We start from the raw sequence: 16,920 nt of genomic DNA, 5'->3' as shown, positions 1-16,920 counted from the left end.
GGTCAGCGACGCCGTAGCCAGAAGCTGAACAGCAGCGCCACGGCGCTGGCCAGTAGCAGCATCAATACCAGCTGACTGCCGTCCAGATAGTCTTGTACCGCCTCCCCAAGCCAGAATACCGGCAAACAATACAGCAGTGCCCAGGCCGGAGCCGACAAGCCGTTGGCGCTGTAAAACTGTCGCCGTGGCATCGCACAGGCACCCGCTACCGCGGGGACCAGCGGCCGCAACGGCCCGATAAAGCGCCCCAGCACAATGCTCCAGACGCCATAACGAAAAAAGAAGCTTTCACCGTCGGCCAGCCAGCGCGGATGGCGGCGAAAATATGACCAGTGGCGAATGCGCTGCTGAGCGTTAAAACCCAGTTCATAGCTGATCATATCGCCAGCGAAGGCGCCCGCAGCCGCTAGTGCACACCACAACAGCGGATCTATGCCCTGCTGCTGGGCCAGCAGGGTCAGCGATACCAGCAATGCCACTCCCGGAATCAGCAGCCCTACCACCACTAATGACTCCAGCAGTGCCAGCAGGCAGATGGCCAGCAGCAGCCAGCCGCGCGATTGGGTCAGAAAATCGGGAATCAGTTCAGGCATAGCTCATTGTCGGGTTTCAGGGTATGGTTTATCGCTAAACCGGATATAAGGCCGGATTTAGTGATAACAATGATAAGATAACTGAGTTCACCATGACCGCTGCCACAACTCAAGATACCGATACCTCCCGCATCAGCATCAGCGCCCACTACACAGGTTACATCTGGTACAAACACGGTTTGTCTGCCCCGGGGTTTGTAACGACCATGGGGCGTATTGCCAATGCCGCCCTGACACCGGTTAATGCGTTTCTGAGGCTGGTCGCCGGCGCCGATATCGACGTATTTTTATTACAACGCCACTCAGTGATCGATCATCAGGTCGAACAGCTGATTGAACAACAGGGCGTGGAACAGGTACTGGAACTGGCCTGTGGTTTATCGCCCCGTGGTTACCGGCTGACACAAAAATACCCACAGCTGCATTATATCGAAGGCGATCTGCCCGGTATGGCACAACGCAAACAGGCGTTACTGGCGGACATCAGTCAGACCGACAAACATCAGGTCTTCGCCTGCAATATTCTCGAGCAACACGGCGAACAATCGATCCAGGCGCTGTTAGATAAGCTCGACCCGGGCAAAAAAACCCTGATTGTGACTGAAGGGCTGGTGAATTATTTTGATCTTGCGACGATTCGTGGCGTCTGGGCACGCATGGCCAGCGGTCTGAAACAATTCCCGGCCGGTTATTACGTCACCGACCTATACCCGGATTTCGTCCACCACCCATCGTACAAATACGTGCAGTTCGCGCAGAAACTGGTGGGCTTTTTTACCCGCGGCCAGTGGCCGCTGCATTATCGCAGCGATGAGGCCATTGAAAGTGGTTTTAAGCAGGATGGGTTCAGCGATGTCAGGGTCCACGACCCGGCAGAATTTTATGGCCAGCTGAACGTGCCACAGGCGAAAACCCAGACACTGGTGCGGATTATCCGCGCCAGTGTCTGATCAGTCATCCTGAAACGCAGCCAGCTGCAGGCTGGCACGTTTCTGTTTTTTCAGCCGCATATCCAGTCGTTTTTCCAGCTCCCAGCTATCCAGCCCGGCCTGCCAGGTCACCGCGGCGGTGCCCAGAGTCATTTCCGCCACCGGTTTCCAGGTCTGGGCCTGCATATTGCGCTTAATACGCTCCATCAGAATGATGGCACCGTCTTCCGGGCAGTGCGGTAAAATCAGCACAAACTTATCGTCGCCCAGGCGAAACACATCATCTGCCGCCCGGATCTGCTCCTGAGCGCGGCGGACAAAATCCGGTAATAACTGCTGAATCGCACGCTTGCCATGAATATCGATCAGCTGGCGATAATCTTCCATCACCAGACCGATCAGCGAAACCTGCTGCCGGGTGGTTTCACTGCGGGCGATTTCACGCTCCAGTGCATTAACAAAATGGCGGCTGTTATAAGCTCCACTTTCCGGATCCGTTAACGCCAGACGTTTCAGTGATTCTGACTTCAGCTGCGTCAGATAGGCAAAACACCAAGCCGAGCCCAATAACAGCAGGTAGTTAGTGCCGGTCCGCAAACCGTAGGCGGTATTACTTTCACTCCAGACGATCACAATCACACACACCGCCACCAGCAGATTAAAAACGGTCGCCTGAGCAATCGGCAAACAGAAATAACTGAACAGCGGGACCGCATACAGATAATGAATCATCTGCTGGGGATAACTCGGTAACTGATACAGGGCCAGTGATACCAGCAGCAGGATCAGCGGATAATTAATCCAGGCGTAGGTCTGGCGGTCACGGTTGATATAAATAAAGATGGCACTGAACAAAAAGGCAGGAATAGCGATGGCATTACTCAGCACCAGCGGATACAACCCCTGGCGGTACTGATCGTACATTAGCAGGGTAACGGCCAGAGCAGCCAGGGTATACACAATCATCTGTAACCGGGGTTGCAGTTGCTCCTGGGGAATATCAAGCAGCATAAAGATTCTCCATCACCCGGCGGATCAGACTGTGGCTGTCGTCGTCAGCCCGATAATGTTCCTGATGCAGCGTCAGGCTTTTTAATTCGGCATAACGGCTGTTTTGCATGCTGCCATGAATCTCCTGCTTCAGCTGCTGTGCCTCCGGCAGGCCACTGTGGGGCATCAGAATAACAAAGTCATCACTGTCGAGCCGGTAACAGGCATCATAGTTACGCAGGCTTTTACGCAGCTTTTTACCGAGATAACTCAGTCGTTGTTCATAATCGTCTACTTTCAGACTGTGCCAGCTGCGCGGCGTGGCAATGGCCAGCAACATCAGCTGACTGCGCTGCCGGTCAGCCCGGGTCATTTCTTTGTTCAGGTCCAGATCCAGCTGATGCTGGTTATACACCTGGGTCAGCGGATCAGTATTGACAATTTCGATCAGCCCCTGGTTGTTGCGTTCGTTGATCAGCGCGTACATCACCGAAAAGATGTAACAGGCGGCGTAGGTAAATAACATCTGCATGCGGATATAGCTGTCGAACTTATCCAGCACCATCACAATCAGCACCGCACTGTAGATCAGTGAAATATAACTGGCCGCCCGGAACGGAAACAGGAAGTAAGTATAAATCGGTACAAAGTAGATCCAGTGCACCACCTGAGAATTCTGATTCATACCAAACAGGGTAAATACCGATAACAGCCCGACCAGAATCCATTCGGGATACGGTGACGAACGTTTTTTACGCCGCACTAATAAAAAACCGGCGTACAACACCAGCAATAACGAAAAGCCAGCCGCCACGGCGGCAAACATTTTTTTGTCTTCGAGCAGGTCGAGAACCGCAATCACACTCAGACCGGCGGCAGCCAGCAGGCAATAAATCACTTTAACCTGCAACACGACCAGACTGTGAAACTGTGCTTTTTCCATGAAAAACTGATCCGGGGAACGGGTGAATAATATTCTGCCTGGGCGTTATTATCACTTTTCGGGCACAGGCCGTTTAAGTGTAGTACAGACCGCAGTTGGTATATACTAGCGCGCTTTATCGTCAACGATCCGCAAACCGGTGTGCCCGATGGATGTAACCGAATATATGAAATCTCTGGGTGGGAACGCCCGCAAAGCCTCTCGTGCTGTTGCCCGCGCTTCTACTCAGGACAAAAACGCCGCGTTATTGGCCATTGCCGACGCTATTACCGCACAACGCGATACACTGAAAGCTGCCAACCAGCGTGATATGCAGCGTGGCCGCGATAACGGCCTGGATGCCGCCCTGCTCGACCGGCTGGAACTGACCGATGACCGCATCGACACCATGATCGAAGGTCTGCACCAGGTCGCCGCCCTGCCTGACCCGGTGGGTGAAATCACCGATCTGAAATACCGCCCGAGCGGCATTCAGGTTGGCAAGATGCGGGTACCGCTGGGGGTAATTGGCATCATTTATGAGAGCCGCCCGAACGTTACCATTGAAGCCGCCAGTCTGTGCCTGAAATCCGGCAACGCTGCTATTCTGCGTGGTGGTTCTGAAGCCATTGAAGCCAACCAGGCGCTGGCCGTGTGTATTACACAGGGGCTGGCCGCTGCCGGTTTACCCGCCGCGGCCGTACAGGTGGTGGAAACCACCGATCGTGCTGCGGTCGGTGAGCTGATCACCATGCCGGAATACGTCGACGTGATTGTGCCGCGCGGCGGTAAAGGCCTGATCGAACGTATCAGCCGTGATGCCAAGGTAACGGTGATCAAACACCTGGACGGTATTTGTCACGTTTATATCGACCAGTTTGCCGACAAAACCAAAGCCATCAATATTGCCATTAATGCCAAAACCCATCGTTACGGCACCTGCAATACCATGGAAACCCTGCTGGTTCACCAGGCTGTGGCAGCCGAGATTCTTCCGCAACTGGCCAGCGCTTACGCCGATATCGGGGTTGAACTGCGCGGCTGCGAAGCCACCCGCGCCATCCTCAGCGATGCGCTGGTGGCCAGCGAAGAAGACTGGCACAGCGAATACCTGGCACCGATTCTGTCGATTAAGCTGGTCGATGATATGGACCAGGCGATTGAGCACATCAATCATTATGGCTCGCACCATACCGACAGCATTATCAGCGAAAACTACACGCTGGCACGCCGCTTTTTAACCGAAGTGGATTCCAGCTCGGTGATGATCAACGCCTCCACCCGCTTTGCCGATGGCTTTGAATATGGCCTGGGTGCGGAAATTGGTATTTCCACCGATAAAATCCACGCCCGCGGTCCGGTTGGTCTGGATGGCCTGACGTCTCAGAAATACGTGGTGTTAGGTAACGGTGAAGTGCGTAACTGATGTCTGACGTTACTGGCCGCTGGGCCCTGCTCGGCGGCACCTTTGACCCGATCCACATCGGCCACCTGAGAATCGCCGCCCATTTGCGCGACCTCGGCTTTGATAAAGTTCTGCTGATTCCGAACCGCATTCCGCCACACCGGCCACAACCCCAGGCTGACGGTGAACAACGGCTGCAAATGCTGACACTGGCATGTGTGCCGCTCGATGGCGTCGAACCCTGTGCGGTCGAACTGCAGCGCGACGATTACAGCTACAGCGCCATTACTGTCGCAGCACTTAATGAACAATACCCTGACGTCCGCTTTACCTGGGTTATGGGTCAGGATGCCTGGCAGGGATTTGAACACTGGCATCTGCCACTGGAATTATTGCAGCAGGCTAACCTGCTGGTGGTCAGCCGCCCGGGACTGCAAAATACCAGCCACTGGCAGGAACAACAGCTGGAACTGAGACAGACCGATATCCGGGGTTTATTACAGTCTGACGCCGGAGCAATTTGTCTGCACCCGCTGCCGGAACTGGATATCTCGGCCTCTTACTTGCGTCGTGCTATCAAGCAAGGCGACAATGTCACCTTTCTGGTGCCGGACGCGGTACTGGAATACCTGAATCAACATCAACTCTATCGATAGTACCTGAATGCAAACTGAGCAAATTAAATCTCTGGTGGTTGACGCCCTGGACGACATGAAGGCCCAAAACATCACTGAACTGGATGTCCGCGGCCGCACCTCCGTAACCGACTGGATGATCATCGCCACCGGTACCTCTAATCGCCACGTCACAGCCGTAGCAGCCAATGTCGAAGAAAAGGCCAAACACGCCGGACTGCGCCCCAATGGCACTGAAGGCCGGGCAGCGGCCGACTGGGTACTGATCGACCTGGGCGATGTTGTGGTCCACGTCATGACGGATCAGTCACGTCACTTTTACGATCTGGAACGCCTCTGGGGTGAACCGGAAGACAACGCTGAATAATCCCCTATGAAGCTGCGTTTATTGGCCGTGGGCACCAAAATGCCGGCCTGGGTGGAACAGGGTTATCAGGAATACGCTAAGCGCCTGCCGCATGACTGCTCGCTGGAGCTGGTGGAACTGAACCCGGGTCACCGCGGTAAAAACACCAGCAAAGAAAAAGCCATGCAGCAGGAAGCCGAAGCGCTGAAAAAAGCCATTCGTCCTCAGGATCATGTGGTGGCGCTGGATGTAAAAGGCAAACCCTGGAGCACCGAGCAGCTGGCCGGCAACCTGGCCGACTGGCGTATGCAGGGTGGCGATGTGGCGTTGCTGATTGGTGGCCCGGACGGCATGACGGCCGATGTCTTGGCACTGGCGAAACAACGCTGGTCGTTATCCAACCTGACGTTACCGCACCCACTGGTGCGGGTACTGATGGCCGAACAACTGTACCGCGCCTGGAGTATCCTCCAGGGCCACCCTTACCATAAATAAGGGACGGTCATGTGGGAGCAGTCGTTCAGAGACACATCGGCCGAAAAATCCATTTTCCGAAACCGTACCATTGTTCTCGGCAGCATCATCTTTCTGATGTTATGTGGCCTGGCCTGGCGCATGATGTACCTGCAGATCGACCTGCATGAAAAATATCGCGACCTGTCAGAAAACAATCGCATCCAGCTGAAACCCATTGCCCCCAACCGCGGGCTGATCTACGACCGTAACGGTGTATTACTGGCTGAAAACGTCCCCGCCTACAGCCTGACTCTGGTGCCGGAGCGGGTACGCGATCTGGAACAAACCATCGCCTACCTCGATCAGCTGATCGGCATATCGGAACGTCACCGCGAGCAATTTGAAAAACGCCGTAAATACCGCCGTCGTCCGTTTGAACCCGTGGTATTGCGCCATAAGCTGAGCGAAGACGAAATTGCCCGCATTCAGGTGAACCGCTCCTTCCTGCCGGGCGTCGATGTCGAAGCACGACTGGTACGCCATTACCCGCAGGGAGACACCTTTGCTCACGTATTGGGGTATGTCGCCCGGATTAACCAGAAAGAACAACAAAAACTGGATGAAGATGAAGATACCAAACGCCAGTACAGCGCCAGCCGCTACATTGGCAAAATTGGTATCGAGCGCCGTTATGAACGCGACCTGCACGGGCAGGTGGGTTATCAGAAAGTAGAAACCAACGCCCGCGGCCGCATTTTACGGGTAATTGAACAAACCGACCCGGTGCCCGGTGACGATATCACCCTGCAACTGGACACCCGTCTGCAAAAGCTGGCGGAAAAAGAAATGCAGGGCTACCGTGGCGCCCTGGTTGCCATCGACATCGCCAGTGGTGGCATTATCAGCCTGTACAGTAACCCGAGTTACGACCCCAACCTGTTTGTCACCGGCATTTCCCATAAAGACTACTCTTCCCTGCGTAATAATCCGGACCTGCCGCTGTTCGACCGCACCCGGCGCGGTCAATATCCGCCGGCTTCCACCCTTAAACCGTTTGTCGGGCTGGCGATGCTGGATGCCAACATCACCAGCTGGGATGAACAGATCCACGACCCCGGCTGGTACCAGTTACCCAATGACAAACGGGTTTACCGCGACTGGAAACGCCGTGGCCACGGACTGGTTAATATGGAAACCGCCATCGTACAGTCGTGTGATACCTATTTTTATGAAACCGCCGTACGCACCGGCATTGATACGCTGTCGCCGTTTCTGGCGCAGTTTGGTTTTGGCCGCGATATGACCCTGGACGTTAACAATACCTTAACTGGCCTGTTGCCGACCCGGGACTGGAAGCGCGCTCATAACGGTTCATTCTGGTATGCCGGTGACACCGTCAACCTCGGTATTGGCCAGGGATATATGCTGGCTACACCATTACAACTGGCCACCGCCACCGCGGTGTTAGCTAACCGTGGAAAATGGGTCACTCCACGGCTGATTTACGCCCATAACAATGAGCTGGATACCGTTCCACACCCGGATATCCCGGACATTAAGCTGCAGAACGAACAACACTGGGATCGTATGTTCCGCGCCATGGAAAAAGTGATCAGCAGCCCCTGGGGAACGGCAAGACGACTGCGTGCCAGACTGAAATACCCGATTGCCGGTAAAAGCGGCACCGCTCAGGTGGTGGGCATCAAACAAAACGAAGAATACGATTCTGAAGCGCTGCAGGAGCGGTTACGCGACCACGCCTTATTTATTGCTTTTGCGCCGGTAGAGAAGCCGGAAATTGCGATTGCCGTGGTCATCGAAAACGGAGAGTCGGCCGGTCGTACTGCCGGGCCGATAGCGCAAAGCATTATCAATGAATACCTCGGAGGCGCGGAAGGCTGATGGCATCCACTGACTTTTCCCGCACCATGAACGAAGCCGGCCCTCAGCATGGCTTCAGCCGCAGCCGCGCCTGGTTTGCCAGTATTCACGTCGATCTGGTGTTGTTCTTGTTATTACTGGCGCTGGCTGGCGGCGGCTTATTATTGTTATACAGCGCCAGCGGCCAGAGCTGGGGCATGGTCAAACGCCAGGCGATACATTTTGGTATCGGTTTTATCATGCTGTTTATTGCCGCTCAGGTGCCACCGCGTATTTACCAGCGCCTGGCACCCTGGGCCTACAGCGCCGGGTTACTGGCGCTGATTGGGGTTTTGGTTGCCGGTGTCGGCGCCAAAGGTGCACAGCGCTGGCTGGAGTTGCCCGGACTGCCCCGCTTCCAGCCGTCAGAACTGGTTAAACTGGCATTACCGCTGACCGTCGCCTGGTACATGGCCAAGCGGCCGGTACCACCGCGTTTATTCGATCTGGCCAAAGCGATGCTGATCATCGCCCTGCCGACCGTGCTGATCTTAAAACAACCCGATCTCGGCACCTCGATTCTGATCAGCGCGTCGGGTTTTCTGGTGTTATTTTTTGCCGGAATTCCCTGGTGGCTGATTTTTTCTATGATTGGTATCGTCGCAGCCAGCGCCCCGCTGATGTGGTTTTTTGTGATGCGCGAATACCAGAAGCAACGGGTATTAACCTTCCTCAACCCGGAAAGTGATCCGCTCGGCTCCGGCTGGAATATTATTCAGTCGAAGACAGCCATTGGTTCCGGAGGTATTGAAGGTAAAGGTTTTATGCAGGGAACCCAGTCACAACTGGAGTTTTTACCCGAAAGCCACACCGACTTTATTATTGCCGTGCTGGCAGAAGAGCTGGGATTAATTGGCGTATTAATTCTGCTGACGCTGTATTGCCTGATTATTATGCGCTGCCTGTATTTATCCAACCGTTGTGAAACCCTGTTCGGGCGTTTATTAGCCGGCAGTTTGTCAGTGACCTTTTTTATCTACGTGTTCGTAAATATTGGTATGGTCAGTGGCATCCTGCCAGTGGTCGGCGTACCCTTACCGCTGGTGAGTTACGGCGGTACTTCCGTGGTCAGTCTGATGACTGCGTTTGGTATTCTGATGTCGATGAATACTCACAGAAAAAACCAGAGCCCCTAAAGGGCCGGGTACTGAAGTACCGCGGAGAAAACAGGAATTACATTATGCGTTTATCAGGTATCGCTGCTGGCGTTATTGCGTTTATGGGTGTGTCTCTCCCCAGCGCCCAGGCAGCCTACGACAAACATCCACGCTTCGAAGAATTTGCCCAACAACTTGAAGCCGAATACCAGATCCCGGCCAGCGAAGCCAAAAGCTGGCTGGCCCAGGCAGAAAAACTCGACTCAGTACTGGAGGCCATTCAACGTCCGGCCGAGCGCAGTAAAGAGTGGCACGAATACCGGCAGATTTTTCTCACCAAACAACGCATTGAGCAAGGCCGTGAATTCCTGAAAAAATATCAGGATTTACTCGCAGCCGCTGAAGAAAAATACGGTGTTGATAAAGAAGTCATCGCTGCCATTATTGGTGTCGAAACATTCTACGGTCAGCGCCAGGGACGTTACCGGGTGCTTGATTCCCTCGCCACACTGGCGTTCGATTACCCCAAACGGCCATTATTCTGGCGCGAATTAAAAGCCTTCTTTTCGCTGGCAGAAAAAGAACAACTGGATCCGGCCAAGATCAAAGGTTCCTATGCCGGCGCCATGGGCTATGGGCAGTTTATTCCGACCAGTTACCTGATGTATGCCGTCGACGGTGACAACGATGGCAAACGTGATTTGTGGCAAAACCCGGCCGATGCCATCGCCAGCGTCGCCAACTACTTCAAACGTCATGGCTGGCGTCAGGGAGAACCTGTGGTTCAGCGGGTCCGGGTATCCGGCGATCAGTACCAGGATGTGGTTAACGACAGCCGCAAACCCAAATGGAGTGCGGCGGAATTAAAAGCGCTGGGAGTGAAACCCACCGAGGCCATCGCCGATGACAAACCAGCTACGCTGATGCAGCTGCAAGGCGAACACGGCGCTGAATTCTGGCTCGGAGAATATAACTTCTACGTTATCACCCGTTACAACCACAGCCGGTTGTACGCCATGGCGGTGTATCAGCTCAGCCGCGAGCTGGCCGACTGATGGTACGCCGCTATGGTCTGGTTACCCTGATGATGGTACTGCTGGTCGGCTGCAGTACCTCACGCTATCAGCATCATCAGGATTTCACACCACCGGCGATCGCCGATATCCATGCTCTGCCGGAACCACAACCAAAAGCCGAAGCCCGCAGCGTGATGGGAAACCCGGCGCGTTACACCGTGCTTGGCAAAGAATATCAGGTTATGCGACAAGCCGATGATTACCGCGAAGAAGGCCTGGCTTCCTGGTACGGCATGAAATTCCACGGTCATCGCACTTCAAACGGTGAGGTGTATGACGTTTACCAGTTTACCGCCGCCCATAAAACCCTGCCGTTGCCTAGCTATGTACGGGTTACACGGCTGGATAACCAGCAATCGGTAGTGGTCAGAGTCAACGACCGCGGGCCGTTCCACGACGGCCGTATCATTGATTTGTCTTATGCCGCAGCTGTGAAACTCGGCATTCATAAACAAGGCACCGCGGCGGTCCGGGTGGAAGTATTACACCCGCCGAAAAACAAAACCGAGCGTTGGGTTCAGGTAGGCGCCTTATCAGACCCAAGCGCTGCGGCCAAGCTGCAACAGCGTTTGCAGCAGCAACTGGCAAAGCGCTGGCCGGTAACCGTTACAGCCCCGGAAACCGGCCACCAGCCGGCCCTGCATAAAGTGCGGATTGGCCCGGTAGAGGAAGGTGACCCCCTGCAACAACTGCTGCAGCAACTGCAACAGCTGAACTTAGGTCAGCCACTGTTATTAGCCAGACATCAGCTCTAACGCCCGACGAGCACAAAAAAAGGGCCATGACCACAAGGATCAGGCCCGGAGGCAAGGTACTCAGCGCAGAAATCGGAAACGATCATCCCAGCTTTGCCACTGCGCGGAACAAAGCTGAAAACAGTTCAGCAGCGGCTGGTGTTATTCACCGGTGCCGTGCTTTTTCATGTCTTTTTTAACGGCTACGTATACACCTATAAAGAAGGCACAAGTCAGAGTTACAATGGCCAGACCTGCAAATACCACTTCATCCATAAACATAGCGCTCACCTCTCTCAAGTTGTTATCGGCTCAGGCCAGCGACCGCGCCAGCTCAGTTGCTATGCCGTCAATGTAGCAACGCCAGAACAACCGGAGTTGACTCATATCAAGAGATTTTCCGCCCAGTCCGAAGGGCGAAACCAAGCTTGATACAGGTCAAATAACCACATTTTAAGAAAGGGATTGGTGCATTCCTTGCTGATATAAAAATTATCAGCAGCCCGATAATCAGCCCAATACGCGACAAAAGCGGAAATTATCGGCAAAAAGCCATACCAACCCCTACCGGCACTGGCATTTCTGGCAAACCAAGGCAAACTATCGGTATCGCTCTGCTTTCCGGCGCATTGCGCACTTGTTAAGGACTCCATTATGGCGAAAGGACCCGGCATCTGTTTTGTGTGCCTGCTCAGCCTGACGACTTTGATCAGCAGCCCAGTGCTGCAGGCCCAGACCAATGACAACCCGGCGGTTTTGCCGCTTATGCCACAGTTACAGCAGCTGATTGAACAACAGCGTTACCAGCAGGCGCTGCAACTGGCGCAACAACATCTGGATCAGGCAGAAGGTGATCCAGATTTTGATTTCTATTACGGCCTGAGCGCCGCACAGTCGGGATTATTTCACGAAGCCTTATTTGTCTTCGAGCGCCTCAGCAACCATTATCCGGACGTGGTTCGTTATCGCCTGGAACTGGCCCGTTGTTATTATTTTCTCAGCCAGCTGGACAATGCCGAACGGGAATTCAGGCTGGTACTCAGCAGCCAGCCACCGGCCAGCGTACGCACTACTATCGACGCATTCCTCGATCGCATCGCCGAGCAACGGCTGACATACCGCAGCCACTGGAACACCAGCCTCAGCTATGGCGCGGGTTACGATTCCAATATCAACTCTTCCACCGACCTCAATGAAATCGACATCCTGCTAGCCGGTGCCGAGCGCAAAGTGCGCTTAAACAAAGATCAGACTGCCAGTGGCAGTGGTTTTTACAAGCTCAACGCCAGCACCCTCTACCGCCGGCCGGTCAGCAAACGCAGTGGCTTCGACCTGCATCTCAGTGGCCAGCGTAAAGCCAACGCCCGCAATGATGATTACGACCTGAACGCCATCTACGCTGATGGCGGCATGCAGCTGATCCGCGGCCGCCATCAATGGCGCCTCGGAGCCGCTTACCAGCACTACTGGCTGGATGACAAAACCCTGCAACTGACACCGGCACTGAACCTGAGCTGGAAATACCTTACCCGGGCGGATCTGCAGTTCAGCAGCAAACTGGAAATTCGTGAACAGGACAACAAGCTGAACGACGACCTGGATGCCACCCAGGCAGAAATCAATAGCGGCTTCGAATACGCCAGTGCTGTGTTTGCCGGTCAGGCGGGTATAATGCTGGCCAGCGATTCGGCGCCCAACAGCCCGCTGGCGAAAAACAGCCTTGGCATCAACCTCAGCGGCCAGTACCTGTTGTCTCAACACGCCAGTGCTTACGCTTTAGGGCAATGGCGGCAGATGATGTTTCAGCACAGCGATCACGACAATGTGCTGGTTAATGGCAAAAAGCGGCGTGAAACTCTGCTGCAGGCCGTATTGGGGGCATCCCGCCAGCTGACAAACGAACTGAGCCTGTATGGCCAGCTGACCTATATGACAAACCAGAGCAACATCGACATTTACCAGTATGACCGCAACCTGATCGAATGCGGACTGACTCTGGTGTTTTAAGGAGGCCTGATATGACACGCTTTTTTTTCTGGCTGAACACCGCTTGCCTGGTGCTGCTGTGCAGCCAGACACATGCTATTGCCGTGGCCGGCCATGTGATTATGGTCAAAGGCGACGTTATCGCCCGCGATGACCAGGGACAGCAACGGCCGCTGTCACGCCGCGACCCGGTGTACGATAGCGACACTATCCTCACCGGCGATGATAGCCGGCTGCAGATTCGTTTTATCGATAAAGGTCTGCTGGCGTTAAAAGCAAACTCCGAACTCAGTATTCGTTCCTACCGCCAGCCGGACCCGGATCAGCAGGATGACGGCGATATTCTGATGAAACTGGTGGAAGGTGGCTTCCGCACCCTGACCGGCACGATCGGCAAAGGCAATAAAGAAGCCTACAAAGTCGAAACCCCGGTAGGCAGCATTGGTATTCGCGGCACTATGTACAGCGTCTGGTTCAGTAACCGCGAGTTATTAGCCGGTGTCTGGAACGGCGGCATCCAACTGGATGGCCCTCAGGGTTCCACCTCTCTGGGGGACGGGGCCGATTACGACTTTGGCCGTTTCACCGGTACCGGCTTTGAAGGATTACTGACCCCACCCGCACAGCTGGAAACAGCCAGCACGGCCGCCACACCACTGACAGCGGAAAAAGCACAGGACAAACAATCAGCCCTGGCCGAACCCGCCACGCCGGCGCTGGATAACAGCGACGGCGCCAGCCACTTGCCACAGCCGCTGCCCAACCCGATCGACAAAGAACCCGACGCTGCCACACAAACCACTCTGATCGGCAATGGCCAGATGGACAGCCTGCAATATGGTCAGTTGATCAGCTCAGCAGGCAATCAGCCCGGTGGTGTGATGTACGATGGCAGTGAACAGCCGGTCTTTACCCAGCAGCAGCTGTCCGGCCTGACTCTGACCCGCTTTGATGGCCCCGCAGACCCCAGCGTCACGCCACCTGCAGTGGCGAATGTCAACTGGGGCATCTGGAACGGTTCTGCCGAACAGCCGATTCGCCAGTACAACAGCGAGGGCCAGCTAATCAACGAAATTCATGAGCCGCTGTTATGGTTAACCGCCAACCCGGCCAGTAGCCTGGATGTATTTGGCATCAACGGCAGCCTGTCTTTTTATAGCGAAGGTGGTGCGCAGCCCGGCCTGATTAATGGTGAAGCCGTGAATGATCTGACGGTGTTCGGCGGCTTCGACGTTAACCTGGCCAATGGCCGGGTGAACGATGGTAATCTCACAGCCGCCTATGGTGACGACTATTGGTATGCCCGCTTTGCCGGTCAGCTTAACAGCAGCGGTTCTGATTTTCAGATCACTGGTGGCAACCATGGCGAAGCCACACTGAATCTGGATCAGAGTACGATCACAGGCATCCTGGTCGCGCCACAGGAACCTGGCTCAGTTCCCGGTTTTGCCGGCGGTTTTCAGCTGATCGATCAGCTCGACAACAGCGCCGCCGGGTTGTTCGCCTGGCCGGGGCGGATTGATTCCGGACTGCCCACCAGCGACAACCCGGAACCACAACGCTGACGCTATTTAACGGTATGGCGAAAAACGCCATCCCAGTCAGCGCCCAGTCCGGCCTCACACAGATCATCAATGCGCTGGCGGTATAAGCGATACACCGCCTGCTGCGGGTACTGCTCAATCAGCTGATCAAACGCCTGGCGCGCCTGCGCCCACTGTTGCTGGCGGTAGCACACCAGCGCTGCCTCATAACGCTGTAACTGCAGCCTCAGTCCGGCCTGCTGCTCTGCCAGCAGACACAACGGCTCATACACCTCAACCGGCTGTTCTTTACCTTTTACCTGAATACGATCGATGTAACGATACACAAATTCCGGTGCCTGCTGCCGGGTCTGTTCACCAACCAGAATATCAACACCATAGTATTTGGTCAGGCTTTCCAGCCGCGAGCCCAGATTCACCGCATCCCCTAATACGGTATACGCACGCCGGTAGGACGATCCCATATCACCAACGTTCATCGGCCCGCTATTTACCCCAACCCCAACCGCCACCGGCGGCAGACCCTGGCGGATAAACTGCTGTTGCAGGCGGCGTGTCAGTTTTTGCATTTCCAGCGCCGTAAACACCGCGTGGTAGGCATGACGCGGATCTTCCAGCGGCGCTCCCCAGAAAGCCATCACCATATCACCAACGTATTTATCAATGGTGCCTTCGTTATCAAAGATCACTTTGGTAATAGGAGTAAAATAACTGTTCAGAAATGCTTTTAACTCCGATGCCGATAACGATTCGGAAATCCGGGTAAAGCCACGAATATCACTGAACAATACCGTCAGCTGTTTATGTTCCCCGGCAAACTGATACGCCTGTGGGTCAGCCATCATACGGTCGATATGGGCTGGTGGCACATACTGATCGAACATCACTTTCAGCAATCGCCGGCTGGCATTTTCGCGTAAAAAACCGTACCCCAGATTGAGCATGGTTAAGCCCACAATCAGCAGCACAATGGTCGCCAGCGGCAGATCCAGATGATGGTAATGCCACAGGTAAAAATTACCGGCCAGCGCCAGCAATACCGTGGCGCTGCTGCTGATAATCGCCGCCACCGGCCCCAGCCGTGGCAACCATAACGACAATAACATCCCCAGCAATAACAGCTGCGCCAGGGTAGCGCCCGCCTGCCATTCCGGCCGGTATGGAAATTCGCCGTGCAACAGGGTATCGATGATATTGGCGTGTACTTCCACCCCCGGGTACTGGCTGCCAACCGGTGTTGCCCGTAAATCTGCCAGCCCCAGTGCGGAAGCGCCCACCAGAACAATGGCGCCTTCCAGTTGCTCCGCCGCCACTTCACCACTGAGTACATCCGTGGCTGAATAGTAACGATAGGTTTTTTGCCGCCCGCGATACGGCACAATCACCCGCCCGGAACCATCTGTCCGGGCCATCTGATCTTTCAGCCCCACCCGGCGTAACACATCAACACTGCCGACCCTGGCCGTTTCCAGCTGCAACTGCTGATCAAACAGATAGGTCATAACCGTGGCCAGCGATAACGACGGGTAAACCTGAGAACCATAACGGATAACCAGCGGGGAACGGCGGATGGCACCATCCGGGTCGGCAAAAGTAGTGACAAAACCCCCACCGGCAGCGGCCTGCTGCAGTTGTGGCAGATTAGCGGCGTAGGCCGATTTGGTGATCATCACCAGCGTTTGTTGTTGTTCTTCCGTCAGCTGATACACAGCTGGCGGCAGCTGACCCACGGTGACGTCATCCTGCTCCAGAAACAAAAAGCCAAGCACCACATCGGTGGCCGGCATAATGGCGGCAAAATGCCGGTCGGCATCCACCTGCTGATGCAGCTGGGCAGATAACCAGGCGTTATTCGCCGGCAGATGCTGACGGATTTCATCCACCGGATTTCGTTCCGGCTCAGAAAACACCACATCAAACGCCGCCACAACCACACCACTGTCACTGAATTTCTGCACCAGCTGCGCCAGCGTATGACGACTCCAGGGCCAGCGCCCCTGGGCTGCCAGCGACGCTTCATCAATATCAACAATAACAATCGGTTGTTCACCGGGCTGGCGCGGCTGCCACTGCAGTGACCAGTTAAAACGCAGGTCATACAACAGAAACTCCAGCCGGTTCAGCCAATGGCTGCTGTTCTGGTTAACCTGCAAGCTGAGAACAATCAGATACGCTGTCAGCGCCACCCCTAAGATGGCTGACAAGCGTGAGCGTGGAATACCTCCCCACCGCATAACGTCGCCTTAAAAACGTCCCTGGATTGGGCAAACATTACCACAGGCGCACC

General features: G+C 54.8%; 17 protein-coding genes. 11 read left to right on the top strand and 6 right to left on the bottom strand.

Annotated features, from left to right (window positions below; translation table 11 throughout):
- Positions 1 to 2: 2 nt before the first annotated feature.
- The gene (locus ACFOMG_RS09810) at positions 3 to 593 is read right to left on the bottom strand and encodes a DedA family protein (RefSeq protein WP_376866339.1); all 591 of its coding nucleotides are present in this window, start codon (positions 591 to 593) and stop codon (positions 3 to 5) included.
- 92 nt (positions 594 to 685) lie between these two features.
- On the opposite strand from ACFOMG_RS09810, the gene ACFOMG_RS09805 reads away from it, so the two are divergent.
- Positions 686 to 1,543, top strand: a complete 858-nt coding sequence (locus ACFOMG_RS09805) for a class I SAM-dependent methyltransferase (RefSeq protein WP_376866336.1) — start codon at positions 686 to 688, stop codon at positions 1,541 to 1,543.
- Here the strand turns inward: ACFOMG_RS09805 and ACFOMG_RS09800 are convergent, their stop codons facing one another.
- Together ACFOMG_RS09800 and ACFOMG_RS09795 are read right to left on the bottom strand one after the other, a co-directional pair.
- Complete coding sequence (locus ACFOMG_RS09800) at positions 1,544 to 2,533, bottom strand: GGDEF domain-containing protein (RefSeq protein ID WP_376866335.1); 990 nt, start codon at positions 2,531 to 2,533, stop codon at positions 1,544 to 1,546.
- Complete coding sequence (locus ACFOMG_RS09795; protein ID WP_376866334.1) at positions 2,523 to 3,455, bottom strand: diguanylate cyclase domain-containing protein; 933 nt, start codon at positions 3,453 to 3,455, stop codon at positions 2,523 to 2,525. The genes ACFOMG_RS09800 and ACFOMG_RS09795 overlap by 11 nt, the downstream gene beginning before the upstream one ends.
- 148 nt (positions 3,456 to 3,603) lie before the next feature.
- Here ACFOMG_RS09795 and ACFOMG_RS09790 point away from each other — a divergent pair, with 148 nt between their 5' ends.
- Genes ACFOMG_RS09790 through ACFOMG_RS09755 form a run of 8 tightly spaced genes read left to right on the top strand, consistent with a single transcriptional unit; the run spans position 3,604 to position 11,124 of the window.
- Positions 3,604 to 4,860: a glutamate-5-semialdehyde dehydrogenase gene (locus ACFOMG_RS09790; protein WP_376866331.1), complete on the top strand. Its 1,257-nt coding sequence runs from the start codon at positions 3,604 to 3,606 to the stop codon at positions 4,858 to 4,860.
- Entirely contained in the window at positions 4,860 to 5,495 is a 636-nt protein-coding gene (gene nadD, locus ACFOMG_RS09785) for a nicotinate (nicotinamide) nucleotide adenylyltransferase (protein ID WP_376866330.1), read from the top strand. The genes ACFOMG_RS09790 and nadD overlap by 1 nt, the downstream gene beginning before the upstream one ends.
- Positions 5,496 to 5,502: 7 nt before the next feature.
- Positions 5,503 to 5,841: a ribosome silencing factor gene (rsfS, locus tag ACFOMG_RS09780; RefSeq protein WP_376866329.1), complete on the top strand. Its 339-nt coding sequence runs from the start codon at positions 5,503 to 5,505 to the stop codon at positions 5,839 to 5,841.
- Between the two features lie 6 nt (positions 5,842 to 5,847).
- Positions 5,848 to 6,315 carry a 23S rRNA (pseudouridine(1915)-N(3))-methyltransferase RlmH gene (gene rlmH, locus ACFOMG_RS09775; RefSeq protein WP_376866328.1) on the top strand — a complete coding sequence of 156 codons (468 nt, stop codon included), beginning with the start codon at positions 5,848 to 5,850 and terminating at the stop codon, positions 6,313 to 6,315.
- 9 nt (positions 6,316 to 6,324) lie between these two features.
- Positions 6,325 to 8,178, top strand: coding sequence for a penicillin-binding protein 2 (gene mrdA / locus ACFOMG_RS09770; protein WP_376866327.1), 1,854 nt, complete (start codon positions 6,325 to 6,327; stop codon positions 8,176 to 8,178).
- A complete protein-coding gene (gene rodA, locus ACFOMG_RS09765) occupies positions 8,178 to 9,332 on the top strand; it encodes a rod shape-determining protein RodA (protein WP_376866326.1) in 1,155 nt (384 codons plus the stop codon). The genes mrdA and rodA overlap by 1 nt, the downstream gene beginning before the upstream one ends.
- A 44-nt stretch (positions 9,333 to 9,376) precedes the next feature.
- Positions 9,377 to 10,348: a lytic murein transglycosylase B gene (mltB, locus tag ACFOMG_RS09760; protein ID WP_376866325.1), complete on the top strand. Its 972-nt coding sequence runs from the start codon at positions 9,377 to 9,379 to the stop codon at positions 10,346 to 10,348.
- Complete coding sequence (locus ACFOMG_RS09755; protein ID WP_376866323.1) at positions 10,348 to 11,124, top strand: septal ring lytic transglycosylase RlpA family protein; 777 nt, start codon at positions 10,348 to 10,350, stop codon at positions 11,122 to 11,124. Before mltB ends, ACFOMG_RS09755 begins: the two co-directional genes overlap by 1 nt.
- Before the next feature lie 141 nt (positions 11,125 to 11,265).
- Here the strand turns inward: ACFOMG_RS09755 and ccoM are convergent, their stop codons facing one another.
- Positions 11,266 to 11,385: a cytochrome c oxidase subunit CcoM gene (gene ccoM / locus ACFOMG_RS09750; RefSeq protein ID WP_376866321.1), complete on the bottom strand. Its 120-nt coding sequence runs from the start codon at positions 11,383 to 11,385 to the stop codon at positions 11,266 to 11,268.
- A gap of 101 nt (positions 11,386 to 11,486) precedes the next feature.
- Entirely contained in the window at positions 11,487 to 11,756 is a 270-nt protein-coding gene (locus ACFOMG_RS09745; RefSeq protein ID WP_376866320.1) for a hypothetical protein, read from the bottom strand.
- 1 nt (position 11,757) lies between these two features.
- Between ACFOMG_RS09745 and ACFOMG_RS09740 the strand changes: the two genes are divergently transcribed.
- Positions 11,758 to 13,110, top strand: coding sequence for a surface lipoprotein assembly modifier (locus ACFOMG_RS09740; protein ID WP_376866319.1), 1,353 nt, complete (start codon positions 11,758 to 11,760; stop codon positions 13,108 to 13,110).
- An 11-nt stretch (positions 13,111 to 13,121) separates the two neighbouring features.
- The gene (locus tag ACFOMG_RS09735; RefSeq protein WP_376866318.1) at positions 13,122 to 14,654 is read left to right on the top strand and encodes a FecR family protein; all 1,533 of its coding nucleotides are present in this window, start codon (positions 13,122 to 13,124) and stop codon (positions 14,652 to 14,654) included.
- A gap of 2 nt (positions 14,655 to 14,656) precedes the next feature.
- Here ACFOMG_RS09735 and ACFOMG_RS09730 read toward each other — a convergent pair whose 3' ends face one another.
- Positions 14,657 to 16,867, bottom strand: a complete 2,211-nt coding sequence (locus tag ACFOMG_RS09730; RefSeq protein WP_376866316.1) for a CHASE2 domain-containing protein — start codon at positions 16,865 to 16,867, stop codon at positions 14,657 to 14,659.
- Positions 16,868 to 16,920 lie beyond the last annotated feature (53 nt).

Source organism: Bacterioplanoides pacificum, assembly GCF_042648445.1.
Taxonomy (GTDB): domain Bacteria; phylum Pseudomonadota; class Gammaproteobacteria; order Pseudomonadales; family Oceanobacteraceae; genus Bacterioplanoides; species Bacterioplanoides pacificum.
The sequence above is the reverse complement of the archived record's forward strand: the minus strand, read 5'-3'. Positions and strand labels throughout refer to the sequence as shown.